20 protein-coding genes are annotated in these 25,826 nt (G+C 62.7%); 10 read left to right on the top strand and 10 right to left on the bottom strand.

Translation table 11 applies throughout. The annotated features are described in order from the left end of the window. Positions 1-141 precede the first annotated feature (141 nt). Positions 142-909: a hypothetical protein gene (locus ACP7AZ_RS08530; protein WP_426037998.1), complete on the bottom strand. Its 768-nt coding sequence runs from the start codon at positions 907-909 to the stop codon at positions 142-144. A gap of 58 nt (positions 910-967) precedes the next feature. Beyond that, positions 968-2,071, bottom strand: a complete 1,104-nt coding sequence (locus tag ACP7AZ_RS08525) for a hypothetical protein (RefSeq protein WP_426037996.1) — start codon at positions 2,069-2,071, stop codon at positions 968-970. A 297-nt stretch (positions 2,072-2,368) separates the two neighbouring features. Here ACP7AZ_RS08525 and ACP7AZ_RS08520 point away from each other — a divergent pair, with 297 nt between their 5' ends. From ACP7AZ_RS08520 to ACP7AZ_RS08475, 10 genes are all read left to right on the top strand, one after another. Further along, positions 2,369-2,869 carry a hypothetical protein gene (locus tag ACP7AZ_RS08520; RefSeq protein WP_426037994.1) on the top strand — a complete coding sequence of 167 codons (501 nt, stop codon included), beginning with the start codon at positions 2,369-2,371 and terminating at the stop codon, positions 2,867-2,869. Between the two features lie 222 nt (positions 2,870-3,091). Further along, positions 3,092-3,742, top strand: coding sequence for a hypothetical protein (locus ACP7AZ_RS08515; RefSeq protein WP_426037992.1), 651 nt, complete (start codon positions 3,092-3,094; stop codon positions 3,740-3,742). A gap of 81 nt (positions 3,743-3,823) precedes the next feature. Further along, positions 3,824-4,054, top strand: coding sequence for a helix-turn-helix domain-containing protein (locus ACP7AZ_RS08510; protein ID WP_426037990.1), 231 nt, complete (start codon positions 3,824-3,826; stop codon positions 4,052-4,054). Continuing rightward, a complete protein-coding gene (locus ACP7AZ_RS08505; protein ID WP_426037988.1) occupies positions 4,054-4,950 on the top strand; it encodes a hypothetical protein in 897 nt (298 codons plus the stop codon). Before ACP7AZ_RS08510 ends, ACP7AZ_RS08505 begins: the two co-directional genes overlap by 1 nt. Positions 4,951-4,952: 2 nt before the next feature. Continuing rightward, complete coding sequence (locus ACP7AZ_RS08500) at positions 4,953-5,174, top strand: hypothetical protein (RefSeq protein ID WP_426037986.1); 222 nt, start codon at positions 4,953-4,955, stop codon at positions 5,172-5,174. Then, positions 5,171-6,778: a DUF927 domain-containing protein gene (locus tag ACP7AZ_RS08495; protein WP_426037984.1), complete on the top strand. Its 1,608-nt coding sequence runs from the start codon at positions 5,171-5,173 to the stop codon at positions 6,776-6,778. Before ACP7AZ_RS08500 ends, ACP7AZ_RS08495 begins: the two co-directional genes overlap by 4 nt. A 353-nt stretch (positions 6,779-7,131) precedes the next feature. Beyond that, positions 7,132-8,343, top strand: a complete 1,212-nt coding sequence (locus ACP7AZ_RS08490) for a nucleotidyltransferase domain-containing protein (protein ID WP_426037982.1) — start codon at positions 7,132-7,134, stop codon at positions 8,341-8,343. Beyond that, a complete protein-coding gene (locus tag ACP7AZ_RS08485; protein WP_426037980.1) occupies positions 8,340-10,058 on the top strand; it encodes a ThiF family adenylyltransferase in 1,719 nt (572 codons plus the stop codon). Before ACP7AZ_RS08490 ends, ACP7AZ_RS08485 begins: the two co-directional genes overlap by 4 nt. Then, positions 10,048-10,500: a Mov34/MPN/PAD-1 family protein gene (locus tag ACP7AZ_RS08480; RefSeq protein WP_426037978.1), complete on the top strand. Its 453-nt coding sequence runs from the start codon at positions 10,048-10,050 to the stop codon at positions 10,498-10,500. Before ACP7AZ_RS08485 ends, ACP7AZ_RS08480 begins: the two co-directional genes overlap by 11 nt. Before the next feature lie 9 nt (positions 10,501-10,509). Then, positions 10,510-11,583 carry an SAVED domain-containing protein gene (locus tag ACP7AZ_RS08475; RefSeq protein ID WP_426037976.1) on the top strand — a complete coding sequence of 358 codons (1,074 nt, stop codon included), beginning with the start codon at positions 10,510-10,512 and terminating at the stop codon, positions 11,581-11,583. A 181-nt stretch (positions 11,584-11,764) separates the two neighbouring features. Here ACP7AZ_RS08475 and ACP7AZ_RS08470 read toward each other — a convergent pair whose 3' ends face one another. From ACP7AZ_RS08470 to ACP7AZ_RS08435, 8 genes are all read right to left on the bottom strand, one after another. Next, positions 11,765-13,105 carry a hypothetical protein gene (locus ACP7AZ_RS08470; protein ID WP_426037974.1) on the bottom strand — a complete coding sequence of 447 codons (1,341 nt, stop codon included), beginning with the start codon at positions 13,103-13,105 and terminating at the stop codon, positions 11,765-11,767. Positions 13,106-13,394: 289 nt separating this feature from the next. Continuing rightward, positions 13,395-14,093 carry a hypothetical protein gene (locus ACP7AZ_RS08465; protein WP_426037972.1) on the bottom strand — a complete coding sequence of 233 codons (699 nt, stop codon included), beginning with the start codon at positions 14,091-14,093 and terminating at the stop codon, positions 13,395-13,397. Between the two features lie 437 nt (positions 14,094-14,530). Next, positions 14,531-14,839 (bottom strand): hypothetical protein, encoded by a 309-nt coding sequence (locus ACP7AZ_RS08460; protein WP_426037970.1) that lies wholly within the window; start codon positions 14,837-14,839, stop codon positions 14,531-14,533. Between the two features lie 283 nt (positions 14,840-15,122). After that, complete coding sequence (locus tag ACP7AZ_RS08455; RefSeq protein ID WP_426037968.1) at positions 15,123-15,455, bottom strand: DUF3768 domain-containing protein; 333 nt, start codon at positions 15,453-15,455, stop codon at positions 15,123-15,125. A gap of 115 nt (positions 15,456-15,570) precedes the next feature. Beyond that, on the bottom strand, positions 15,571-16,146 hold the full coding sequence (locus ACP7AZ_RS08450; RefSeq protein WP_426037966.1) for a tyrosine-type recombinase/integrase: 576 nt from the start codon (positions 16,144-16,146) through the stop codon (positions 15,571-15,573). Positions 16,147-16,541: 395 nt separating this feature from the next. After that, complete coding sequence (locus ACP7AZ_RS08445; RefSeq protein WP_426037965.1) at positions 16,542-21,491, bottom strand: DEAD/DEAH box helicase; 4,950 nt, start codon at positions 21,489-21,491, stop codon at positions 16,542-16,544. A 24-nt stretch (positions 21,492-21,515) separates the two neighbouring features. Then, complete coding sequence (locus tag ACP7AZ_RS08440) at positions 21,516-24,788, bottom strand: STY4851/ECs_5259 family protein (protein ID WP_426037963.1); 3,273 nt, start codon at positions 24,786-24,788, stop codon at positions 21,516-21,518. A gap of 3 nt (positions 24,789-24,791) precedes the next feature. Continuing rightward, entirely contained in the window at positions 24,792-25,787 is a 996-nt protein-coding gene (locus tag ACP7AZ_RS08435; protein WP_426037961.1) for a hypothetical protein, read from the bottom strand. Positions 25,788-25,826 lie beyond the last annotated feature (39 nt).

Raw genomic sequence — 25,826 nt, 5'->3', positions numbered from 1 at the left:
TGAAAGACATGCTCAGCTAGGTTGCGGGGGAACTGGCTGCGCATTCGAAAAAAGGGCGGGAGGGGAGCCGTCAGGCTCCCCCTCCCGCCAGGTTGCGGGTCGGGAGAACGTCAATAAACCTGACCCCGTGGGTTCAGAAGATCAGGCGGCAAGCGCCTCGACCTGCAAGCGCAGTCGCTCACGGGCATCATCAATACGGGCGGCATTGGTCTTGACGGACAACTGATCGCAGGACTTGCGGCCGAGGAAGTAGGCGATGCGTTCCGCGTTCGCGCCACTCGGATGAGGCAGCCCTGAAAGGACGCGTCGTCCGTCGAGCACGCCACAGCCAACGAGGTGTTGCAGGCTGGCCGCAGCGCCTTTCCCGAGCGGGACCCAGATTGCCTTGGGCAAGGCGGCAGCCTCCTCGGCCAAATGGCTCTCAATCATAGATCGCAGCACCGGGTGGCCCAGCGGATCGGGCGCTCCCGAGTAGTTGTCGCCATTGGCCAGATACACCGGGTAGCGCAGGGCTGAGGTGAAATGGACCAGATCGCTGCCAGAGGCGAAGAACTCTTGCGCGGAGGTTCGGCCGAACTTCGCCGGTACGCCGACCGCGTCGAGCATCGCGACCAGCGAACTGCGCATCGAGCCACTAAAGCTGGCGGTAGACTTGGCGATCCTAAGCGCTTCATCCTGGGTCTTGTCGGCGGCGAAGGCCTGCTGAAGCGCCTCGATGGCATTGGCAGCCTGGGTTCGGCCAGGAGTGAGGCCGACGAGTACGAGTTCGGCCGAGCGGTTGATGAAGTCGAACGGCGCATAGCTGACGCTGACGGTACCATGTTCGCCGATGGTCAACTCGGCCGGAGTCTGACCGCGCCGGTAGGCAGCGAGGTCGACGGTGCGGGCAGCATTGATGAAGGTCTGCATGAGACTTTTTCCTTGAATTTCGGGGATTGGATATGTGGGATTGAAAAGCGTTCGGGCGTCAGTCGGCGAGAGACTGCAGCTGGGCCTTGAGCGAAGAACGCAGGACCCTTTCCCAGCCTTGGCCGGAGACGATGCCCCAGTTGCCGGCGCTGTTCGGCCTCCGCCAGTAGGGCCTGGATTGGCGCGACAGCATCTCCAGCGCCTTGAAATAGTCCGGCTCTGTCCGCTCCTCGCCCTTACGCCCGATGTGATAGCCGTCAGCCCTGCGAACCTCGGGCCAGAAGCGGGACTGATCCCCCGCCACCGGGATGAAGACATAGTCGGCTTCAGCCTCAGGTTCGGCGACTAAGTCGTCGTTGACCACCGCCTCGGGGTCGACTTCGACGTCCCGACCCCAGTCGTCGCCCAGCGGCGCAAGAGCCGCGATGGCCGGCCAGATCGAGAAGCGGAAGCCCTTGCGTTGCAGCCATTCCCGGGCCGAAACGGGTGTGATCGCACCATTCTTGTCGAACACGGGCGACGTCTCGGTTTTCTCATAGGCAGCGTTCTGGATGCGCTTTTGAGAAACCCCACTCAGGACCGCCAGCTCCTGCGGTGAAAGTGGTGTTCCCTCATCATAGGTCAGCCGGGCAAGAGCCTTGGTCGCGACCATTTCGAGATCGCCATAGGGATAATACTGTCGGCCGGCCGGAACCGGGGCTAGCTGCAGCAACTGTGCAATTCGTCCGGTCAGGTCGCGTACCCACTGGCCGACATCCTTTCCCTGCTCGAGCAACATGATCTGGGAGGGGGAGAGGTCGGTCCGGCCGGCGCGATCCCAGGGGGTGAAAATGCCCAATGCGGCGAAGCCCAGCAAAGCCCGGATTTCTTCGAAAAAGAACGGCCAATGAAAAACATCCTCGGTCGCGAACTGGACGCTGCGCCAGTCGAGCTCGAGACCATCACCTGCACGCAAGGCATCGAGACTGCATTGGCTTTCCGAGACCACAGCGCGGAGGGCTGCCATGGCGATTGCCGCCCTCCGTTTGTCAAAGGCGAGCTCCACGATCTCGCCCGTGTTTTCAAGCGCCCGGAGCACGCAGTCCTGCTCGGTGTTCCATACGAGATAAGTGTCGAAATCCGACATACGCGCGTCGAATGCGTCTCTCAGGGAAATGGTCATCCAAGCAATCCTCAAATTATCGGGTATTTTTTGACTGCCCGATCTCCCGGGCGGCGATGAGGGTGTATGACGCGGCGGACCCGGCGCGTCAATCGCCCGGGACGGCGGGCATCAATTTTCTCCCGGCTATCCCCGTATGGACGTGTCGCTGAGGTTCGCCCCTGCAAAGGACTGAATTGATCAGGAACTGGACACGGCAACCACCTCCTGACACTGTTTCTCGACCTTGCTCCGAGCGCCTTCCGGCGAGAGCTGGCGCAACGCTGCGGGGGGCTCGACGTCGGCGCGGTGTCAACGGTGGCCGATCGATCTACAAGCGGCGTTTTCGGGGGTCTGAACGCCGCGCAGCCGGACGTTCTCATTTCCGGCTCGGACGGTTTGCTGGCGATTGAGGTCAAGCTGGGATCCAGCAGCGATCTCCGTCAGGTCCTGAAGTACGCCCTCCTGCTGTCCAGCCTCGCGGAGGGAAGGCGTTGCGGTTTGACCTATCTCACGCAGCGTCCGTTCGAACGCCACTGGCGCGGCTTGGCGACGCCTGACGAGGTTAGAGCAGCAGCTCTGGCTCACCTCCAAGGCTTGGATCGGCTCGGCCAGATGTCGCTCACGCAGAGCCATAAAGACGACATCGAGCGCACGCTACTCAACATGCGCCTGACCAGTTGGCGCTTCTCGGACCTGGACAGCCTCCTCGCCGATTGGTCGCAAGCGCCCATCGACAGCGCCGGTGCAGAGACACTTCATCGACTGTGCTTGGGGCTGCGCCGCGAGTTGGAGGCTCGAGGCTTATCGGAGGGCTAGGCCAGCGTCTCCTCGTCCGCATGGGCGGATTCTAGGTGTTATTGGAGGAGTTTCAGGGGGAGCAGATCACGCCCTCCCACATATGCGACGCCGCCGGCATCGATTATGAATCGTCAATCGACGGATGGGGCATAGCTCGACGCTGCCTGACCGGTCACCACGTCAGAGTAGGTCTAGACCATGTCGTCCCGAAAAACTGTTCCTGTCAGGACGTCACTAGGGGTGCTGACGAACGATGGCGCGATCCAGCCTAGTACATTTGGAACCTTGAGCGATGCGGAACGGCATGATCTTGCCGGCAAGTTTGACCTGACCGCTGAACAACTGGAACTCGTCGTCAACGAGACCGACATGATTGCTGCGAAATGGATTTGTTCCGACGAGATCGAGTCACTTTACCGCGCCGACGACGTTCAGAAGGTTCTTGCGGGCGCTTTGGTTTTCACAAAATCGCTGCAGGATGTCGATCCGAGCCGTAGGTTCGCACTGCTTGATAGTTTGAAAACTCTGAACCCCGATTGGGATAAGCCGGACAACTGGCCCAACGAGAAGCAGCGGCGCGAGCTTGAAAAGACCAAAAAGCTTGGCCGAAACTCAAGCGTGTCTGAGCGATCATCCTTAGCTGTCGATAGTCTGATTCAGGCTTGGACCGACGCGACGCACAGGGATGCCGGGCAGGGGGAAAATGGCATGTCAGCTCTAAATTTCTTCCGCACGCTGTTCCCCTTGATGCGTCTGCGCGGCCCGAGGAGCCTTTTCACCACTGTCCGTGTCGACGTCCCTCTTGAACGCCTCCAGTCCTTTGCAGAGGTGATGGACAAGGAGTTCATCAAGGCCGTTGATCGCCGACGGTCGGCGAAGGCGAATTCCTGACGGAAAAACCTTGAGGCAGTAGGCGACAGGCGCGTTTGCATGCCTTTATTAGATCGCTCCATTTAACCTGGAGCGCCAAAAATGGTTGCCTACGATCAAGACCGGCCTTTGCCGGATAAACTGTCACTTCTTACGATCCGAGAAGCCATCGACCGTCTCCGTATCGGTCGCTCAACGTTCTACCAACTGGTCCAGGATCGCAAGATCCCACTCCGCAAGATCGGCGGAGCAAGCCGTGTCCGGTCCGACGACTTGGACGCGTATATCCAGAACCTCCCGAAGATGGACACTCCAGAACCGGAGGTCTGGTAATGGCGCGCCTGGATATTTCCCAGCTGCCGGTCCCCCCGGCACGCTACCGCATCGACCGGCTCCCTACCGATCCTGAAGGCAGGCTTCTCTTCGAGACCCGTAGCTTTTCGCGGAAGGAAGACTCCCTTCGGGCAACTGGCCTGCGGACCGTTTGCAAACTCCCCATCTACGACCAGAAAACGGCAATCGACTTGGCGGACCGTCTCGATGGTCCGATTAGCGGGTGTGACGAGTGCCTGGCGTCGAGCCGGTATATGCGGACGCTCCGTATCAAGATCATCGGCAACCTATGGCAACTGTTTGAAGCTGAAGGACTGCAGCCGGATCAGTTGAAGTTCTTCACCGCCATGCCGAAAGGGTGGGAATTCACGCCCGAAATGCTGGATGATGTCGACCCCGCAAACCTTCTCGAACGGTTTCGTTCGCAGCTTCGGCGGGCAGGGTCTGACGATGTTGATGGCTGGCTGATCGCAGCAATCCACGCCGAATTTGAACCCGAAACCATCGTCTACAAGCTGCACGTCCACGGCTTTGCGACCCCCAATCTGATTGCCGTTATTGATCGTCTCCGCGCGCTTCCTGCCTATCGTTTCAAGCCCAATCGTGCGCCGCCGATCCAGGTCAGCCGCAAGCCGCTCAGAGACCTGCCCTATCCCCTCGGATACCCCTTCAAGAGCTTCTGGCCTTCCCGCTGGATCGGCCCCGTAGGCGACAGCGGCATCGTCAAGCGGCAGTCTTTCCCCAGCCGCATCCCCGAACCCTATCACAGCCAGGTCCTCGTCTGGCTCGATCGCTGGGCGGTCTCCGACACGATCTTGCTCATGAAGCTGCGTGTCGGCCCCGACGGCTTCGTCATTTCACCCCAACAAAACGCCCACCAATTTGAGGAGAGCTGAGAATGAACCCCTGCGAGAACCACTCTAACCTGACGGCCCTTACCGTAGATCAAGCCTTCGATGATCGATTAGCTAAATGGTGGGGACAACACAGCGTGCGCAGTCTTATGGACGGCGCTGCACATCAACAACATGGAGCGCGCGAAAACGGGGAATTCGGGGAGACCGCGCAGCTCACTGACCTCAACCAGCGCTTCCAGGTCGCACATGAGGTGCAGCCGTGAACGTCCGGGCAACGGCTTCAGCGGGGCTGGATGTCTCGGGGGCGACAGCACCCAGCGGCGCGAAGTGGATCCACTTCCGGAAAGCCTCAGAATCGGCCTGGATTCGACAATCGATGCTTGTACTGGACGAGCGCGGCGCAAAACGTCGGCTTGTCGAGTGCGGTATCTCACTGATTGGCCCGGGGTGGAAGCGGGCGCTTGAGCGGATTGATGCGCTCTCCGACTTCCCGCCAGCGATGATCATCGAACAGCCCGGCTGGGCTGGGTCTTCGTTCGCGATGATTGACGGCACTGTCTTCTCACCAGGAGGCGAATCGTACGCGCCCATAGCTTTCGACGTCGATACGACGAAATGCCAGACGGGCGGATCGTTCGAGACGTGGAAGTCCGATCTTCTTATGCCGCTGATCGGTCAATCGATACCTCTCAGTTTGTTCGCTATGGCCCTGGCTTCCCCGCTGTTGGAGATAACGGGCAGATCAGAGAACTTCGGCTTGGAGATCGTCGGACCAGCCCGGTGCGGCAAATCCACATGCCAATTCCTAGCCGCTTCCATGGCTGGCCCAGTCAAGAATGACTCGGGTGGCAAATACTGGATTTCGTCAGACGCAACATCCGATGGTTTTGAGACGGCGATGGCTGGGCACTCCGACATGCCCATGCTTATCAATGAAGCCAATCTCTTTTACGCTGATTTGGCCCCTAGAGCGCGCGGGGACAAGTTGAAAGCGTTGGCGTTCCGCTTGGCTCAGGGGCACGAAAAGACCCGGCACAAGGAGGGTAAACCACGGTCGCATCGCTTTATCTATATAATGTCGACAAATGCGCCGCTTGCGAGCTTGCTTCCTGCACAGAGCAGCGCGACGGCAGAAGCGGCTGCTGATCGCCTCATGACACTTACAATCGACACCGCGCGTCCGCACCGCATCTTCGACTTCGTGCCCGAAGGGTATGATGATGCCGAAGGCTACGCCAAGGCGTTGGAGCGGGTCGCCCAAAACCACCATGGCCACGCGATGCGGAAGTTCCTCATCGCGCTGGTGGACGATCGAGCGGCCGACCCGGAGAAGCTGCTTCGTCGCATCGATAAGATGATGGCGAAGTTCAGAGCGCGGACTTCAACCGGCAGGCTTGGCGCAGTCAACTCGCGCATAGCTGATGCCTTTGCCCTCGCTTACGCGGCGGGTGAACTCGCCAAACGGTACAAAGTGTTCCCACCCGAGATCTACTTCGGTCCCGCCCTGGCAAAAACGTACGCCTTGGTGGCCGGCAGCAGGACTTCCGGCAGAACATTCGACGAAATGGTGGAGCACCTTGCGAGTCTGCCGGGGGTCGTCGATCTGGATGTCTCCGTACTCGCGAAGATGGACGATATGACGTTCAATGCAGTGCCGGCGTTCATCCGATCAAACCGGGCTGGCGACCGGGAGACATTGGTGCGGCCGGTGACCTTGGAGAAAGAGATTCCGGGCTGGAAAAAGTTGATCAAGGGCACTGACGTCAAGACGCGCTGCAAGCGTGATGAGGACCATCTTACCCAGAAGCGCCAGGTTCGCCGCGGTAAGGCGGACCGGATGATCGTCCTCGTCGCTCCACCCTGCTGATGGGCCCGCCGACATAGCGTGCTTGGTGGTATGGGTCTGATGCGCAAGTGCGATAGCGCATCAGACCCGAACGCCACCCGACGGGCCCTGCTCTTGGGAGATCATAATGGGCCGCTGTTGACTCATCTCGGATGTTGGGAAGGTCCGCTTTGGGCGGATCGCTCTGCTCCAAGGAGGCGACGCCGAAGGAGGCACGCAGCCTCAAACGCCCGGCGCGGCCAGTCAGGTCCCAAACGTGGAGATGCGTCACAAGTTTGCCGAAATTGGGAAATCGCGGGTCTTGAAAACAACGCGGGAGCTCACACCTATGGTTGAAGCGGCGTTGACCATAACGGCGCGCTGCGGATCAAACCATGAAGAGGGGCAATATGGCCTTGAATACTACGCCGCAGGCGGAAACCTATCTTGAGGGTCTGGTCGAGACCCTCGCCGTCAGTGACGCGCGGTATGAACAGGCCGAACGAAGCTATAAATCGCTGGGCGACTGGCTCTGCCGCCCAGAGTCGTCCGTGCGCGAGTACGGGCCGAAGGTCTACATCCAGGGCTCGTTTGGCCTTGGCACGACCATCCGCCCGATCTCGGATGAAGAAGACTACGACGTCGACTCGGTTTGCGAGTTCGAACACCTTACGTCCGGCCACCTCACACAAAAGCATCTGAAGGAGTTGCTGGGCGCCGAGATCGCCGCCTATCACCGCGCGCAGAACATGACGAAGCCCATCCGCGAGGGGCGGCGCTGCTGGGTGCTGAATTACGCCGACGGCGCGCAATTTCACATGGACGTTGTGCCCGCCCTGCCGAACGGCACGCGGCAACGCGTGCTGCTCGAAAGCCGTGGTCTTGATGCTCGCTTCGCTGCGACCGCCATCGGCATAACTGACAACGAGCACGCGGCCTACGAAGTTCCGAGCAACGATTGGCCCAGGTCGAACCCCAAGGGCTACATCCAGTGGTTCCGCAGCCGCATGACGGTTCAGTTCGAGAAGCGCCGCCGCATACTTGCCGAGGCTGCAAAGGCCAGCGTCGAGGACATTCCCGAGTACCGCGTGCGCACGCCGCTCCAAAACGCGATCATGATCCTGAAGCGTCACCGGGACATGCGCTACGACGGCGACCCCTGCGACAAGCCGATCTCGATCATCATCACCACGCTGGCCGCTCACGCCTACAATGCCGAGGACAATATCGGGGACGCGCTGGTGTCGATCCTCTCCAATATGGAGAGCGCGATCATTTACCAAAACGGCAAGTACCTCATACCGAATCCGAGCGACCCCACCGAGAATTTCGCGGACAAGTGGGAAGCGTTCCCCGAACGGGCCACCGCGTTCTTTGCCTGGCTTGAGCAGGCACGTACCGACTTCACGACCATCGCCCGTTCCGTTCAGCGCGAGCGCATGATCGAGACCGCCAGCACGGCCGTCGGAGAGCGGGTCGCCAAGGCGGCTGGCACGAAGGGCTACGGGGGGGCGCTGCGCGCGGCATCCGTCGCTCCTGTCGCTGCAGTCGCTCCGACGTTTCCGAATGAGCCTCGCGTTCCTACCAGTCCTCGGGGCTTCGGTTGATCTGGTGGGTCAGCCAGCCTTCGCGGGCCGAGCAAGAACGAGCAGATGTCGCTGAACTTCAGGAGCGGTCGGCCTGGCTGACAAACGTCACCTTCGGACTCGACGGGCTTCAGCTCGTGGCCGACTTCACGTTGGCGGTGGGCGAAGAGGCGATCGATCTTAGAATTTCCTATCCCGACTTCTTCCCCGACGTAGCGGCTGCAATAGCGCCGAAGGAGCCGGGTTTGCTCTCCGGTCACCAGTGGGGCCCGGCAGGCGAGTTGTGTCTTGAGCATCGGGCGGACAATTGGACGTCTAATGTCACTGGCGCGATGATGATTGAGAGCGCCTATCGTTTGCTGTCAGGCGAGGCCGACGTAAACGCACCAACGCTTCCATCGGCCCACAATATGTCGCTGGGGCAGGAAGTCCGCTCCTCGACATCGCGGTTCCTGCTGACGGATTCAGCGAGTGACCATCTCCTATCGATCGCGGTCGATGCTCCGGCGGACGTCAAATTCATCGACCGCTATTTCGATAAGACTTGGTTCGCGCAACCGACCGAGCTGTCGCGTGATGGCGAGGCCTTGTGGCAAGAGGCGCCCATCTACAAGGACGACATTCCGGTCGTTCGCAGCGGTAAGGTCCTTCGCCTTCGCACAGATCAGTCGCTGCCCCAGATCCTGACACTTGAGAAGCTTCAGGAGCTCGTTGCTGGTGGGTCGCTAGAGGCTTGGGTGGGCGAGTGGACCGGAGAGACTTGGTTGTCGGTGGTGCTCGTGAGGGGCGACACGTCGCGGCTCTTCATGCTGCTGTCAAAGGGTACGACGGTCTTCAACTACAAGACGATCAGCATCCCTCCTGCGACTCCGCGCTTGCCTCCACGCCATGTCGAGTTGGCCGAGAAGCAGGTCGCTGTCGTCGGCTGTGGTTCCGTTGGATCAAAGGTAGCCGTCTCTTTGGCGCGCTCGGGCGTGAAGAAGTTCCTGCTGATCGATGCGGACCTTTTCTATCCGGGCAACATCGTTCGGAATGACCTCGATCTCCGCGCTGTCGGCGCAAATAAGGCGAAGGCGGTGGGACGCGCGATCGAGTCTGTCCAAACGGAGGCGGACGTCACCGTCAGCAACATTGCCCTAGGCGGCCAAGAAGCCAGCGAGTCGACGAGCCTCGCCATGAGGCGATTGGCAGCATGCGATCTGATCGTAGATGCGACGGCCGACTCTGCTGTCTTCAATCTTTGCGCATTGGTCAGTCGCAATCAGAAGAAGCCGATGGCCTGGGCCCAAGTGTACGCCGGTGGAGTGGGCGGAGTTGTCGCGCGGGCGCGGCCTGACCTGGACCCTCCGCCAATGAATGCCCGGGCGCAAATCCACAACTGGTACGCGGACCGAGGCGTGCCGTGGCTTGAAAACGAGGGGGTAGACTACGACTTGCTTCCAGCGGACCAGCCGCCGATGATTGCAGATGACGCAGATGTCGGCGTTGTTTCTGCTCACCTAACACGCCTTGTCGTCGACACCCTGCTACGCCCGACTGAGTCGGCATTCCCATTCTCCGCGTATTGCATCGGGCTGGCGAAAAGCTGGATCTTCGAGGCACCGTTCGACACTTGGCCCATCGAGTACGCCCCTGACGGAACCTGGGGCGCGACGTTTGAGGAAGATGCGGGCGAAAAGCTCAAAGAGTTTGTGGCGAAGTTGGTGCCTCCAAAGGATGCGGGCGATGCGGATTGAGATTGATCCCGCCGTTCGCCGCCGACTTAAGACCGAGCTGCGATGGTCAGGCCGCCGCGAGATCGGCGGCGTGCTCATGGGCGAACAATTGGCGGCCGGACATTTTCGGGTGATCGATCTTTCAATCGACACCATTACCGGGAGCGCAGCGCATTTCGTTCGAAGCGAAGCCGAGCACGTTGCAGCACTGCACGACTTCTTCGAGCGCACTGGCGGTGACTATGCGCGGTATAACTATCTCGGCGAGTGGCACTCTCATCCGAGTTTTCGCGTTCGCCCTAGCGAGACCGACGTCGGCTCGATGACGGATTTGGTAGAGGGCGAACGCAACATCACTTTCGCCGCGCTGCTGATCGTGCGGTTGGATATGTGGCTCCACCTACGCCACTCGATCAGCCTGTTTGTTCGGGGACAGCCGCCCCAGATGATTCACATGAGCTAGGGGGGCAGCATGGGCCACAAAGACTATTTCATTCGCTCGGCTATCGACTTCGCGTTTCGACGTAAGCATCCGGCCCTTGCCCTGATCATTGCTGGAACGGGCCTGCTTGCGGCGCTCCTAGCGGGCATCGCGTTTAGTGCCACGGTCCCGTTGTCGAACGGAAACCTCCACTTCAGCTTCAGTATGGAAGGTAGCGGGGCTGTTGTGACCTGGGCAGCGCTTGCCGTCGCGCTTCTTCTTATCTTGTCGGGGCTCGTATGGCTCTACGCCGACTGGAGACGGGCAGACCGTCGCCGGGTCTTCGCAATCGAGTTTCGTGGACTTCGCGACTGGAACGGCACGCCGCTCGTGCAAGCCATCCCTCCCGCAATTGAGGGGCAGCGAGTCGAAATTCTCGTAGACATGCGCCAGGGCGTCGCCGACGGATTCATCGTCGCGCCAGAGACGGCAATCGACCGCCTGTTGTCGCTGCGAACAATACTCGATCAACACGAGGACGGGCGAGATCGGGCGGACATGACTCACGTTGCCGGCGGACTCGCGCCGGTGCCGCTCAGCTTTCTGGCCGGTGTCCTACTCGACGACGAGGCGGCAATCACATTCTTCGACTGGCATCGCGATACTCGGCTCTGGAACGAGCTCAATGGTCCGGATGATGGCGAGCGATTCATTGTCGACGGGCTCGACGGTGTAGCAGCAGGCACGTCAGAGGTGATCGTGACGGTCTCTGCCTCCTATCGCGTAGATGAGCCGGCCGCTGTCGCGCGTATCGGCGCGTTGCCGATTGTGCGGTTGAGCCTTCCAACAACTAACACCGGAAACCACTGGTCCGGCGACAAGCAACAAGCACTCGCCCGTCAGTTCTTGGATACGATGGGTGAGCTCAAGAATCGCGGTGTCCGTCAGGTGCATCTGTTCTTCGCCGGGGCTAACAGCCTCGTTCTCCGGTTCGGTTCGGTCTACGACAAGCGCAATCTGCCTGCGCTCAACGTGTACCAGTACGAAAGCACGACCTTCACTTGGGGCGTGACGATGCCCGTCGCAGGAGGCGCACGACCGAATGTCGTGTATCCCCCAGCCTAGCGGGTTCGCTGTGCTCCAAGTCATGGCTGGCAAGGTCTAGACTTTGCGCGGGGTCCAATGTCCGCTTCTGGCGCAACGAAGACCGTGACGACCACTTAGCTGACGTCTGACTGGGTTCGTTCAACGACCAGTTTCCGCTCATGGCGCTAGCAGCTCGTCTAATGGCGCTTTTGTGGCGCGCTCAAATGTCGGGATACTCGTCGCCAACGACGCGGTTGACCTCAACCTGACCCTCGATGAAGTAGCCCAAGTCCTGACGCATCGCGGCGGCGGCGGCCCGCTCATCGGCCGTCAAGTCCGCGGCCTCCAAGTATATGAAGTCCTCCGACCCCCCACGGCCGTTTGGCGTGTCCAAGCCCAGTCCCACTAAACGCGCAGCGTTTGGCCGGGCGATCACTGCGGCTTTGCAGCGAAGGTAGAGTTCCAACCTGCGGGCCTCACGGTAGTCCTCGTAGGACTCGCGTCCTAGATCGTGATGGGCGACTAGCAGCACATAGACGACATCCGCGTTCGCTTGGGACGGGACAAGGCTCGAGACCTTCCCTTTCGCGTCCAGCGCGCGCACGGCGCGTTGCATGACCGCTTCGGACAATACGCGGCGGTCGAACCGATCCTCCGCGGCCATGATGCGGACGATCTTTTCGATGTCTTGAATGGGGACATCGTTGCCGAACACCAGGTCGTTGTTCACCGCCGCCACGGTGATCCGGTCGATCCATGAATCCCAGACGGCTGCGCGCAGATTGAGCGCCTGCGCAGCTCTGAACTGCGGGTGGACAATGAGCGCGTTCCACGTCCCAGCCGGAGCTGTGAGGGGCCGCAGTCGGTCGGGAAACCCCCTCTCGTTTGCCAAGTAGATCGCAAGCAGATCCTTTTCGCTCGCTGCATAAGCCAACCCGCCTGCGCCTATGAGCGCCTCTTTGGCGCGCAGGTAGGCGATGAAATCGGGTGTCGTCGAAAGGGCGGGCATGACCGCCGCGAGAGTGTCCTCGTCAAAGACATGGACCCACCCCTGACAACCTTGCACTTGGCCGACTGTGTAGAGGCGCTCATCGCCCGCAACACCGGGATCGATCGCCAAGCCGTCGACACCCGCTCGTGCGCGGGCAGCCTCCGTCGCCGCCGGCGCAACGCAAATCCTATGGATGTTCACCCTAGCAGCCGGCGGGAGAGCGACGGGTAAGCGTTCGGTGCATCGGACGTCGAGATAGACCCTGTCGGGACTACGCCGAATCCAATGCTCAGCCGTGCGAAGCTGAGCAGCGGATTGCGTGATCGCGCTTCGGTAGTAGCGCGTCCAATCCAAGGTCTGATCGCCAGACTCTGGATAAGCGCCGCCTTTGTCGGAAAACAGCAGCACATCATCGCCAAACACGACGATGAGGTCCGCCAGCTCCCGGTTCAGCTCCTTGTACGGGTTGGGATAGGTCCAAAGTTTCAGGAAGGACCGATCCGCGATCTCAGCGAGGAGGCGCTCGGATGGCGTCAGGCCAGCGGCCCGCTGGAACCGGGGCGGCCTCATTTCACGTACTCGCCGCTTACCATCACTGTCCTTTCGAACCGCGGCCGACGCTAGCCGCGGACCGGGACGGTGTAGTCTTGGCGCGCCCCAAAGGCGAGAATCTTGAGGGGTCTAGCTGGCAAGGGGCGGTGCAGATGTTTGACCTCCTCCTGGGCGTGCCCGCCGAAAAGAAAGATGCCGTTGGTGTACAGCCAGACCGATATCTACAGAGGCGAAATCGGCCTGCCGAGAGTCCGAGTCCTATTGCGATACCAAGGTCCGACAGCGGCGCGGGGAAGACTGAAGAGGGCTATTTCTTGTTTGCTCGCAGTTCGGCCAAGCGAGGTGCCAGCCGATCTAGAACCCGGCGTGTCCCATCCGCGCTCAGCCACCAAGGGCCCGGCCGAATTCCTGCCTTTGCTGTCGTTAATTCAAACAGTTCCAATTCGTCTGAACTCGGTGGGTGGCCAAGCGCCAGCGCCGCAAGGTCCTCGACAGTGCTGGAAAAGCCCCCGTACGAGAGGACCTCATCGGTGCCAAGAGCCTCAATGTCCAAAACGATCTCGAACTGCGAGTCGCCGTATTTTCCGATGCCCAACGAGAAACCTGGGATTGCTTCGCGGTGCGTCTCACATGCCTCTCGGAATTCTGAGTCGGCGTAGACCTCCACAAGGTTTAAGATGACTTGGTCATCTGACGGGGTCTTCACGAAGATCACGCCCTGCAGGTTATTTGGCGGCACCCCGCCTTTGAATTGTTTTGCGAGCGACAAGCTAGCCGTCCAAGCGGCGATGGATTCCGGTAGAGCCTCGTTCGCGAGGAGCTGCCAGACGCGATCTTTCTCATGCGCTTCTTGCCGGTAGCAGAGCTGGCCGCACCTTCGGAACTGGCTCGGTAGGGAGCTACAGGCCTCTTTGAGCGCCGCTCCTCGTCGGATCTTTTGCTTGTGGCTACCGCCTCGCTGCCATTCGTTGATCGCGGTCAAGACTTCGACGTTGAAAACAGCCACCCGCCCCACCTCCGGCGAACCGGCCACCCGCCGGACTGCGCCGGATGTCCGCTCTCCGGTACGATGTCAATGTCCGCTAGTGGCGCTTTGCGGAGGCTAATCCTCGCACGGTTTCGAGCCAACGCCAGCAGTGGATAGTGGGTTCGCCGCAGATGACCCCATTGGCCTCGCAGGGGGCCTAGACGGCCCTGTGAGCCAGTTCGAGGGCGGGCTCGGATAGGCTCAAGGATGGCGCCAGGACGCCAACCGACGGGGTCCTCGGGACACCTGGATCCAAGTGCCTAACCCTGACGTACGAGCCAACGGCACCCGGTTTTAAAGCCTTTTCAGAACTGCCTGGTCCGAAAAGAGGGCGACCAGCTCGTAAGCTTATACAAAAGTCATTTCCGGCGGTTTCGCTCGTCGTCATGGCGTCCAGAACCGCATCCGTGGTCGCCTTAGCCCCCTTCCGACATAGTCGTCCGACGCGGCCTCATGTGCACCAGCAGCGTCTCTCGGGGCTTGATGCGATAGCGGCCACGCTTAATGGAATACCGCCCCAAATCCAGCTCCGTCATAGTCCCGGAGTCCCTAAGCACGATGGTCTGCGACGTGACCGATGAGGCGACGGTCCAATGGCTGTAGGTGGGCGTCGATACGTTGAGGATGAGCGCGGAACGGCCCGAGGCCATGATGTCGACCATCCCTTCGATGAAGGCCGCATCTGTCTCGAAGACGGCCCTGCGGAAGGGGCGGGAGACGGTCACAGAGCCCCCCAGCGGCTTACGGAACGCGGGGAACGCCAAGTCCGCGGCCTTGATAAGGTCTCGCCCGTTCAGGCCTGAATCGATGGCTTTCCGGAGAGTCCCACTGGGGACCGACGCAGCAAGCGTCACAAACAGGCTCCGGTGCAATGGCGTTCGCGGTCGTTTGAAGCCAACGAGGTCAAGAGCATTGATAAGCGCGTAGAGACCGCACAGCCCGTCAAAATCCCCCTGTCTCGCGGGCCTCATGATGGACGCTCCGGGGCGGGTTCCCGATGGCCCGGCATCAGTATTCCTCCGCCAGCATGACCGTCAGGACGCGCACGCATTTGTCGGCGTCCGAGGGGTCTACAGCGTGCGATGCGAGGCTCTGGTCGTAGTAGTCAATCTTCCAAAAGATCCGCTGCCCGGACACCGTGACGGCGCCAAAGTCGTGCTCGCCGTAGGGGTCATTGTCCTCGTTGAAGTCGTTGGCCTTAGCGATCGCCAGCATCGCGCCGACAACTCCCTCCGGCCCCATCGACATAACGCCCTGTGTCATCAGGATGCGGCCCCCGACGTGGGTTTGGCGAAGTTGATCATTGAGCGTGCGGACGCGCTCGCGTCTTTCGACGGACATGGAATTTCTCCTATTTGGACATGAGTCGTCGCGCTCTGGCGGGATGCCGGAACGCCGGGGTAGGCCTGCTTGTGAGGTGGGCTAGTGGTGCGGCCTGGAGCCGCCGCAGGCAGCCTTAGAGGCTGTGAACGAGTCGACGCTGAGCGTCGCTGTCACCATCGATGTAGCGCTGGGTTACTTCGATGGACTTGTGGCCAGCGAGGAGCTGGACGTCCCGCAACGTGGCCCCGGATCGATGGGCGTTGCGGGCGGCGTTGGTGATGAAAGTTCGGCGTCCGGAGTGCGAAGAACACCCCGCTGCGCCGACCTCGGCAAACAGCGCGACGAACCAGTTAACGATGCTGTTGGGGCGAAGGTGACCGCCTTTGGCGGACGTTACCACCGGACCGATCCGGACCGCCGGAGGGGCTAGCTTCGTGAGCGCCTTGCGGAGGTCCGGGTGCATCGGGATGCGCCGGCCACTGCCCATCTTGGCGATGGTGTCAGGGATGGCGATCGATGAGCCGACCTTTGAGTTGGCGTCCAGCACCATGGACCAATCCAGCCCCGCGATTTCGCATGCCCGGAGGCCTGCTCGAAGGGACAGAAGGATGATGACTTGGTCGCGCTTTGCGAGCGGTCGGACTTGGGTAACGGATAGGGCCTTTCGGATTACGGGGTCGGTGAGTGACTTGGCCTGTCGGCCTGCCATGGCAGTGCTCTATGTTGTGGGTGTGGGTGTGGGTGTGGGTGGGTACAGCTGGTTGGCATGCCCCAAACACATTAAGCACATCGCTACGCGCGCGTCAACATAATATCCAATTAAATCAGCACGTTATCGGTTAACGACCGGACATTGACTTTGTCGCTCTCTGATCGGTCGGCTGACGATCCATGAGCTCTTTCAAAGCGGGCACCTCTGTGTTGCGTTGAACTCTACCGCCCTGGCGTGCCGGCGATTCCCTCAGCGTCGGTGCCCGTCAGCCCAATAGTATAGAGGGGGGAAAGCGCCGTGAGTGAGCTGGGAGGGATGACTGCTTCTGACTCCTTACGAACGTGCACCGCATCCGCTCTGGGGCGACGCAGAACCTAAATCCGACGCGCGGTTCACCTGACAACGCCGCTGCGCTGTGCAAGCACCCAAGCCAGCGCAGTTGGACGATCCAGGATTGCAGCCTCGTCATCGCTAAGGTCGCCAGCTAGCACGCAGGCGGGGCAGGCGGTCACGCATTCGGGGACCACGCAGTTGAGGATCCGTTCGATCTCCGCCAACAGGTCAGGCAGCAGGTCCAACGCCTGTATGGAAAAGCCAGCCCCGCCTGAAGCCTTGTCGTGCAGAAAAAGAGACACCGTTCGTACATCGGCGGCGTCCGTGCGCCGCGCGATCGCGATACCCATTTCGTCAGTTTCAATACCGAGCCGGCGGGCTAGCGCTTCGCGCAGCGCCACCGCGAGCGCCAACCCTGCGCCAGGCTTTGGCCAATCCGCCGGCTGAAACTCCAAGACGTCCGTGCTGATCTGATGGCCCAGCCGAAGGTTGGTCTTCAGCGCATACTGGCGGGCGGGACCGCCGCACTCCGTTTCGCTCCCCACGAGCGGCCGATGCGGTCCGGCGGCCTGTTCGTCCGCGCGGCCGCAGCGCAGGCAAAGACTATACCCATCGCCGTCAGGTCCAGCGTTGCAGAAGAAAACCGTGCCTTCCCGCGTCGCACGCCACCGCCCTGCAAGTCCCTGCGGCAGAGGCACCCAATCGGCGCCACGAGCCGAGACGGCAGTGGGTTCTGGCGGGACATAGGTCACGACGTCAGCATCGGCGTGAGGTTCCGCCCGGAGATCGACGGCGAATCCCGCAGGCTGAAGATACTCCACCCAAGCGGCCGCGTTCGTGCTGCAGGCGGGACATTCAAGTTGCGCGAGATCTCGATTCCGCTGTGAGCCGGATTCACCGCAAGATTCGCAGCTCCAACGCCAAAGCAGCGCCTGTACCTGATGTACGGCCTCGGCCGTGGCGGGCTGCTTCCAATTCAGTGTCACGCCGGCCGACTTGTGCACCAGCCCGTCGAGAACGACCTCCGAGCCGGGCGCGTATTCGCGGATCGCGATGTCAAGCTGTCGTTGAGGATACGCGTTGAAGCGCGACGCCTCCTCTTCATCGACGTTGGTTAGATCGCGCGTGTCCGTGGGTATGACGAAGGAAACCACGTCGGTTGGAAAGCCATGCCCCGGCAGGACCCCCCGTTTCGCCAGCGCACTCAGAAGGTAGTCTTGGCACAACCGTCTGAGTTGGATAGCCAATCGCTCCAGAGCGGCTCCCTCGTCGCGACAGCCAGCGGCCAAGGATTGAACGCCACGCCACTCCGCGGCGAAGGCCTCGCGAGCAGCCTCCATCGCCCGGGCGGCCGTCTCCCAGACGCCATCGTCAGCGGCCAGAACCGAATGGCGTGTCAGCCCCTCGACATCACTGGCGAAGGCCTCGCGGGTTTCTGGCGCGCGGGCCCAATCGGCTAGTCGCCGCGCGGGGCACTGTTCGATTTCCTCCTCACCGATCTTGTGGTCGCAACCGAAGAAGGGACCAGCCTGCATGCTCAGCGCGTTGGCGCCATGGCTCCGCACGAACGCGGCGAAGAGCAGAGCGTTGACATGCCGTTGCACGATCACCCGGCTGTCGAGCGCGACCTTCGGCGCCCGCACCTGTCGGTTCAGGTAGCGTTCGGGATCGCGAAAGGCATCGCGGTCCAATGGCCTGTCTTTGCAGAAAGTGAACCCCATCGAGATCGGCTGACCGCGTCGCCCGGCACGGCCTATGCGCTGTCTGTAATTCGCAATCGACGGTGGAAGGTTGGTCATCATGACGTGTGAGACCGAGCCGATATCGACGCCCATCTCCATCGTCGTAGAACAGTTGAGGACGTTGATCGCTCCGTTCTTGAAGGCCCGCTCATACGCTCTCAACTTTGCCGGTCGTTGCTGGGCGGAGTGTTCCGCAGAACGAAAATAGTCTGAGAAATGGGCGATGCGATCGCTGACATCGCTCCAAGTTCCGCGATCGCGCAGGGCGGCCACGGCCTGGTCGTCCGCGAGCCAGGCGCCGATCCGCTCCCTGTCGCCGGCTGCCGTCAGCGCGCCGGAGCCGCCTGGATAGGGGACCGGATGCCGTGGCATCGCCAGCCGCTCCGCGGGCATGCCCGGTCCGCCCGGCGTGCGCGCGCCATAGGGCGACAGCCCCCTGAGTGTCACATCAAGCATCCGCCGGGTCGATGGGCAGTACCAGGCGCTGGTTACCGGGGCGACGCTGGCCTGCCGGAAGTCTAATGCGAACTTGGTCTGGCCAGACCAACGAAGCACCGGGCCAAGCGCGTGCCAGGCGTCGCGAAAGATGTCGTCAAGTAGGGTTCGCGTAGTGGCGTCGCCCGGAGAAAGGTTGAGGGCCTGGCACAGGAGGTTGACGATTATGGGCGTCCGCCCTCCGGATGGAGGCGTGAACCGAGGCCAAACTACCTCCCAGCTCTGCGCCGCCCTCTGCGGTTGGAACAGAAGTTCCCGCGCGCCCGACTTTGGCGGAATCCAGTGCAGGACATCGCGTGGGACCTGCACGGCGGAGCGGCCGCGGGCGACGAACGTCGTCAACAGATGCAGCAAGTCGCGCCAGTCCTGGGGACTGCCGCCCAGGCCGATCAAGGTCGGCGAGGCCTGCGCATCCGCCAGATTGTCAATGGCGGCGAACCGCAGCCGCGCCAGGCCCAGGGTTTCGGGGGCGTTCGCCCTGGGCGGTCGGCGGATGAACTCGCGAAGCAGCAGGAACTCGGCCAGCTCGTGCGTCCGACTGAAACGATTGGTGCGCCCGGCCCAGACCGAGCCGATCCAGACCCTGACCTCTGGCCGCTCAGCAAGGACATCGACCATGTCGTTCCATGGCAGCCCAGCGGCGCCGGCGGTCTCCAGCCCGGCAAGCTGACGTTCTCGGTCGTGGCGCAGGTTCACCATCGCGGGTTCGGTCGTGGCGCGGAGAAACTCGATCTGGGTCCTGAGTTGTCCTGCTTCTTCCGGATTCACGGCCGCCCCCAGCCGGTCCTGCACCGCGTGGTAGATCACCGATCGGATGAAGTTTCTTTCCGACGCAGTCTGTAGCTTAGCGGAAAGCCGCGCAGTGCCCTGACGGCTGTCGGTGAAGGAAAGCAGCTGGCGACCCTCCGAAGGCGGCGCGGCACCGAGAGCTTCGATGACGACAGGATCGCGGGCCGCTTCTGGAATGGCGGCGTCCGCCAGCAGAACCGGCGTGGCTCCACCGAGGATGAAGGGGGCGCCGAAACGTATGGGTCGGATTAGGTCCGAGCCGACCCGTTCGCGCGCCCCACAGCCCGGGCAGCGCTGAGGCGTCGCCCGGTCATAGGCGGCGAGACGCAAACGGCCAGGGCCTTCACTGGCATGCACAACACCAGTGGACGGCTCAACGCAAAGCCACCTCGAGCCGGGCATGATTTGGCTGAGGGCGACCAATTTCCTCTCGCCATCACCCAGATTCGCTGGAGGCGGATCGCCGCCGTCCTCGTCAGGGTCCGGCGCATCCCGATCAGCGTCAGCGGCGAACTCATCCGTGATCCGCGCGCGATGAGGCTGTCGAAGGCCAAGGCCCGGGCGCTCCTCGACATCCAGAAACGGCTCGCCGCACGACGAGCACGTAACCACCTCGAAAAGCGGTGCGCCGCAGCGGCACGCCTCACCGAGCTGATGCTGGATGGCACCGAACGGCCAGCCGGCGGGGCGCTGCAGCGAGCAGCCAGGATCGAGGCAGCTCCAAAGGCCCGAGACGGCCCGGTGAAAGGTGTGAACTCTCAGCGGCGCCAGTTTTTCCCCAGCGCCTGACTCCGCATTCGCCATTTTCAGGGCCAAGTCCGCTGCCTGCAGGTTGAGCGCCTCGCCCGCCGCCACCATCTGACTCCAGGCCAGCGGCCCGGCGTAGAGTTGCTCCAGCAAGGGGCGCAGGCATGGGTGACCGCCGAAGTAGTCGAAGTGCCCGGCCTCGGGCAGGGGACCACCGCTGTGAAGCTCAGGCAGCTCTGGACGCCGTTGATGGCCCTGGATCACGCTTACCCGCTCGCGGGGCGCACCGGAAACGTCGGCCAGAAAATCCCCCAGCGCCCGCTCCACGCCTTCACCTCGCCCGATGGTGGCGGATGTCGCGACGACCCTGACGTCGGCGGGCGAGACCCCAAACGCGAGGCAGACCCGGCGCAGGAGCAAGGCGATCTCGGCCGCCTTGGCGCCGACATAGCTGTGGGCCTCGTCCAGCACGATGTAGCGGAGAGAACCCCGCGACTTGCCCAGAATCGGCGCATCGTCCGGCCGCAGTAACATATACTCCAGCATCGTTACGTTGGTGACCAGTATCGGTGGCGGCGATGCTCGCAGCCGCACCCGATCGACAACCTCCTCGGGCGTCACAGCCGCGTCGGCGGCCTTCACCCGGGTCTTCATCAGGCCGTTGTACAGAGCGAAGCGGATGCGCTCGCCGAACGGCCTGGTCCAGGCGCGAAGCCGCTCCTGCTGGCTGGCGATCAGCGCGTTCAGCGGATACAGCATGATCGCCTGCACACCCTCCAGCCGCCCCGGCTTGGCGGCAGCCTGGCGGGCCAGGGAGTCAAGGATGGGCACCAGAAAGCACTCGGTTTTTCCCGAACCGGTGCCGCTGGTCACCAGCACTGAGCGGGGCGTCTCGTCCGACAGGGCGCGCCAGGCGGCCAGTTGGTGGGCATAGGGTTTCATTCGCCGCTCGAAGCGATACGGCCGGTCAGGCGTATCGGCGCCTTCCAGAGCGTCCACCAAGCTGGGGTGCAGCAGGCTCCCGGCCAGCTCGCCCAGAGTCTGCTCCGCGGTCACATAGGGCAGGGCGGCCTCCAGCAAAGGCGCCTGGGTCACTCCGCCAGCGGAGATGTCGAAGGCGCCGAGACGCGTCCGGATTTCGTTCGCCAGGCCGGGGTGGTTGATTCCGGTCTGCCCGATCACCCCTTCGGCGGTGCGGCGACGTATCTCATCAAGTGCGGCGAACGGGTTCATCATCACAGGGTCCGGGGTCCAGGTCCGCTAAAGGGACAGCGGCGCGCCTCGCGCCAGGATCATCAAGGCGGCGGCAAATATGTCGGCGAAGGATTGCGGCTCTCGGGCGAGCTCGTCGCGCGCCCGCCTAACCTGCTCGGCATCGAGCCTTATGGGACGGCGATCATCCCATCGCGTCGCAGCCGCCAATGCGACTGCTAAAGGCGCATCGAGCCTTTCCCTGAAGCTGTCGTGGAAGGGAAAGACGGGCAGCCGCTCGGCAAGCGCGGAACCAGGACGCCGGAAGCACGATGCGGTCGATACGCTCCGCTGCATATCATCATCGAGAACGAGACTGGAGTCGTCGGCCGTGCGCCTCAATCGATCCTGTACCCCCTCCTTCAACGCCGGTGCCTTATCGGCTGACAGTGTCGTCCCGACAGCCAGGGTAAGGCCGGTGCGTAACATCGGCTCAAGGCCAGCCAGGGCGTCTGCGGCGGCGATGACCGCAGAGGACGCCAACGCGGCGGCAGCGGCATCAGGAAGGCCGTTGGCGACCAGAAGCCGATTGAGCGTTCTCCGTCGCGTGTCGAAGGCGTTGGTCCAAATATCCAGCGGCACGGCCGCCCACAGGAAAGGCAGCTCACGCTCCAACATCCAAACCTGTCCCAGCCCCTCTGGCGTTTCGGCCGCCGCCGCCAGACTTGCCAGCGCCGCAGGGTGAACAGGAAGCATGGCGAGGGCGTCAATGGCGGCGGGAGGCGCGCCGTCCAAAGCCGTGATCAGGTCAAGCAGAAATCCGCGGTCGAGCGCTGCTTCCGCCGAGTCTTCAAGCAGCGCGCTCAGCAGCTGGCCCACGACGGCGCGGCGCTGGCCGCCCCGGGCGATCAGCGTCGCTCGCTGCAGGCGTCCCAAGCCCTCCGCGGCAAGGGGCCGGCCGGGAGCCAAGGTAGGTCTTCCGACCACCCGACCGCCCTGCCGCGCCATCACGATACCGGGTCCATCCAGGTCCGTTGGCAACTGCTCGGCCCAGCATCCTTGGGACACCACCCGATGCCGCCCCGTCGCCACCGACAGCCAGTCCAGCCGTCGCGCCGGCCCGGCGGCTGGCTCGGGAACAAGCGACACGCTTCCTGCCGTCGTGATCACCAGCGTAGCGGTGTAGCGGCCAACCTTTAGCGTTCTGCCGCGTCGGCCCAACTCCAGGGTAACCACGTCATCGAGACCGCTGCTGGCGCTAAGCAGGCGCGTGATCTCCTCTGATGCCGCCCAGAGGGGGAGTTCGCCGTCAAACGCCACATGGCTGTTGGAACCGTAAGGCCCGCGAAGTAGCAGCCGCTCGTAGCCGGGCGAAAAGGCAAAGGCACCGCGCAGGTCGTCCAGCATGACGCGTGCGCCGTTATCCAGCAGCGTCCCCTCCGCGTTGCAGAAGCCACCGCCGGCGACAGGCGCAGGCGCCGAGATTACGACTCGCGCCGCCGCCGACGTCAGCACGAGTTCGAGGCGACGTATGGGCCGGCCTTCGAATGCTATCTCGAGACCGGCTGGAAGAGAGGACGTCGTGACCCGTTCCGTCGCCGCCTCGAGCCACCAACCACCGAGGTTCTCCAGCTCGTAGGCAACGCCCCGCTCGCCCGACGGTCGCGCGATGATCTTCGCCCCTTCCGGGACGATCGCGATGCGGCGGCGGTCCAGCGGCACGCGGGACTTGGGATCACCCCAGACGACTTCGATAAGCCCGTGGTCGCATCCGGCGTCGGGTGTCTCACTGATCCAGTCGCGCCAGACCGAACCCCCTGCCTGCCGCCAGAGCACGTCGCCACTCCGCGGCACCCTGCTTTTCACCCCGCTGAGCAGTTTCAGTCGCGGGATTCCGGCGAAAACGACGTTGCCGCTCGTCGCCTCAGCTCCTCCCAGCTCCGGACCGTCCAGAAGCATCTGGTGGGTCTGGTCGGCATCGGCTCCGACCTCAATGCGATAGCCGCGCGTCCCCGGTAGCCCAGCATGCACGGAACCGCTGATCTCGTAGAGATGGCGCGTTCCCCGCCAAATCGGAGTCTCTGGATCATCGCCATCCACTGAGCAGACGGCGAAGTCGGGCGGCGTCAGGACCCACACCCGGCTTCTGCGAGTGCTCAGGGAACCGCCACCGAGATGGACCAAGGTCTGCGGCGGACTGTCCGTTTCGTCGCCGCGGGGATCCGCGAACACCATCACCTCCGAGCGCATGGATTCGCCGCGAGGCCAGGTCGCGGTCAACCGCCGATTCTCTGCGGAAACAAGCTCGACTTGCACGGGTTGATCGAACGGAAAGGCAGCATGGTCCCTGGTGCCTCCGCGCCGACGGCTTAGCCATCGCTGGGCGAGTTCGGCGGGCGGATCGAGCAGAGCCAGTTCGCCTGCTTGTACCGAGGCCAGCGCGTTCTTTGCAAAAACGCGCAGTCGTCCCTCCGATGGCTGCGCCAATTCAGCTGGCAGGGCGATCTCTCCCTGCATCTCGAGCGTTAGTGCGGGCACCCACACTTCGCCCACACGCACGAGCAGCCGTTGGCAGCCTACCTCGCCGATGATGCGCTCGGCGCGGCCGCTGACCAGGTCGTCCAACAGCCGCTGGGCGCCGTCGCCCGCCAAACCGATCGGTAGCGTCTCGCGCCAGCCCGGCTGCACGGCGTCCAGCCAGGCTGTGGCGGAAATCCCTTTAGGCCCGTTGGTAGCGGCGTGGCGCCTCAAGGCGATCACGCCCAGCGTCAGCTCGGCACAGAGGATATGGAACTCCTCGTGGTCGTAGGATCCCAGGGCGGAACCCAAGGTGCGCGACAGAGCCGTGGCGGCCTCTTCGTCAAGATCGACCCCAGCCTCCAGTCTGGCGATGAGGGTTTGCAGGTGAACCGCTATCCGACCGCGCTCGCGGGTCTCCAGAAGCCGGGTGGGAAAACCGCCCTCCAGAATGAGGGACAGGAGCCGCATCTCGCCGCCTGCCATACGGCGCGGTGCGAGGCCCCACCAAGCCAAGCCTTGTTGAGCCAGGCTCTTGATTGACGATGCCGTCAGCTCGCTAATCACGTCAGGAAGCGGGCTGTCCCACCGATAGGGTCCACCCTGGTACTGTCGTCGGTACCATTCTGCGACATAAAGGGCGAAGACTGCCGCGGTCGGCTGGTTTGGCTGCGCCAATCCGCCATATCGGTGAGTCGTCTCAAGCTGCGCCTTTAACGTGGCGAAGCACGCCTCATCGACTGCATACCGGAACAGGGCGCGACCGTCCGCAGCTCCAAGGCCCGTTCGGGCTAGAATTTCGGCGAGCAAAGGTTCGCCGCCCATCCCTCAGGTCCTCGCCGCTGCCCAGGTGCCGAATTCGTCTAGGCATTGCGATATGGTAGGCCAGGTCACGGGACGGCCATGGGCCAGCTCATTGCGCATAGTTCGCGCCGATTGCACCGCCTTCGGACAGCCCTTTGGGCTGTTGCCGAGCTGAATGGAGATGGGTCCCCAATCGAGCATCTCGACCTCGGGCATGGTCTGGTCCGTGGCGCGCAGGAAGTGGCGATGGCGAGCGATTACGTCGCGTCGGCGCTCCTCGATCCAGGGGAAGAGCACACCTAGCTGGCCGCGCCAGACGCGTTTGGTCAGGCTGCCTTTGTCGTTGCTCGCCAACCAGGCGGCGTGGCGCGCCGGCTCACCACCCCAACCGTCCAGATGTTGCGCCACCCCCTGGTCGTCCGCCTCCAGCCACTGTTCGGCACAGAGATCGGGCCGCAAGGCGAGCTTCATGGGCAAGTCCAACAAGCGCTCCGTCAGGCAGAGGTCCCACGTGCCGACCTCGACGGCAACGGCCGCCTTGATCCGAATGGCTAGGCCGTCCGCCTGGGTCAGATGAGCGGCGGCGAAGGCGATTCCGTCCAGGGGACCAACCAGGCCGGCGGCGTCCACGGCATCCCAATGCTCGCCGCCCAGGCCCTCCAGGGCGCGATCGCAGGCAGCGACGACAACCGCAGCTCCGCTTCCTATGCTCAGGCGGCCAGCACGGACGAAGGTCTGGAGGTCGCTAGCGCACGCCCCGTCTAACAAATGGACCAGAAAGACGGTATCGCGGGCGTTGTCGTTTACCGCCAGGGCGGCGAGCGACCGGACATCGGTCGCCAGGGTCTCATTCAGTGCCGGCAGGAGTTCGGTCGAGGCCCGCAGATCGACGATCTGAAGCCGCATGAACCCGTCTCCGCCAATCTCGGCCTGGAGCGCCCCGAGGATCCCGGCCGCGCCTTGGGCGTCACGCAGGGCGACGCAGCGCCCCTTGTAGGCTCGATCGACGACGTCTCTCACGAACCGGCGCGGGCCGGGCAAGGTCCAAAGGTCCGGATG

The sequence above is a fragment of the Brevundimonas sp. DC300-4 genome (assembly GCF_049897365.1).
Taxonomy (GTDB): Bacteria; Pseudomonadota; Alphaproteobacteria; order Caulobacterales; family Caulobacteraceae; genus Brevundimonas.
This window is presented reverse-complemented; position numbering and strand designations above follow the sequence as displayed.

Bases quoted from the DNA above. Each gene is read 5' to 3' on its own strand.
- ACP7AZ_RS08440 (WP_426037963.1), bottom strand. From the start codon at position 24,788: ATGGGCGGCGAACCTTTGCTCGCCGAAATTCTAGCCCGAACGGGCCTT.
- ACP7AZ_RS08445 (WP_426037965.1), bottom strand. From the start codon at position 21,491: ATGATGAACCCGTTCGCCGCACTTGATGAGATACGTCGCCGCACCGCC.
- ACP7AZ_RS08505 (WP_426037988.1), top strand. From the start codon at position 4,054: ATGGCGCGCCTGGATATTTCCCAGCTGCCGGTCCCCCCGGCACGCTAC.
- ACP7AZ_RS08450 (WP_426037966.1), bottom strand. From the start codon at position 16,146: ATGGCAGGCCGACAGGCCAAGTCACTCACCGACCCCGTAATCCGAAAG.
- ACP7AZ_RS08510 (WP_426037990.1), top strand. From the start codon at position 3,824: ATGGTTGCCTACGATCAAGACCGGCCTTTGCCGGATAAACTGTCACTT.
- ACP7AZ_RS08480 (WP_426037978.1), top strand. From the start codon at position 10,048: ATGCGGATTGAGATTGATCCCGCCGTTCGCCGCCGACTTAAGACCGAG.
- ACP7AZ_RS08500 (WP_426037986.1), top strand. From the start codon at position 4,953: ATGAACCCCTGCGAGAACCACTCTAACCTGACGGCCCTTACCGTAGAT.
- ACP7AZ_RS08525 (WP_426037996.1), bottom strand. From the start codon at position 2,071: ATGACCATTTCCCTGAGAGACGCATTCGACGCGCGTATGTCGGATTTC.
- ACP7AZ_RS08475 (WP_426037976.1), top strand. From the start codon at position 10,510: ATGGGCCACAAAGACTATTTCATTCGCTCGGCTATCGACTTCGCGTTT.
- ACP7AZ_RS08470 (WP_426037974.1), bottom strand. From the start codon at position 13,105: ATGAGGCCGCCCCGGTTCCAGCGGGCCGCTGGCCTGACGCCATCCGAG.
- ACP7AZ_RS08455 (WP_426037968.1), bottom strand. From the start codon at position 15,455: ATGTCCGTCGAAAGACGCGAGCGCGTCCGCACGCTCAATGATCAACTT.
- ACP7AZ_RS08530 (WP_426037998.1), bottom strand. From the start codon at position 909: ATGCAGACCTTCATCAATGCTGCCCGCACCGTCGACCTCGCTGCCTAC.
- ACP7AZ_RS08490 (WP_426037982.1), top strand. From the start codon at position 7,132: ATGAAGAGGGGCAATATGGCCTTGAATACTACGCCGCAGGCGGAAACC.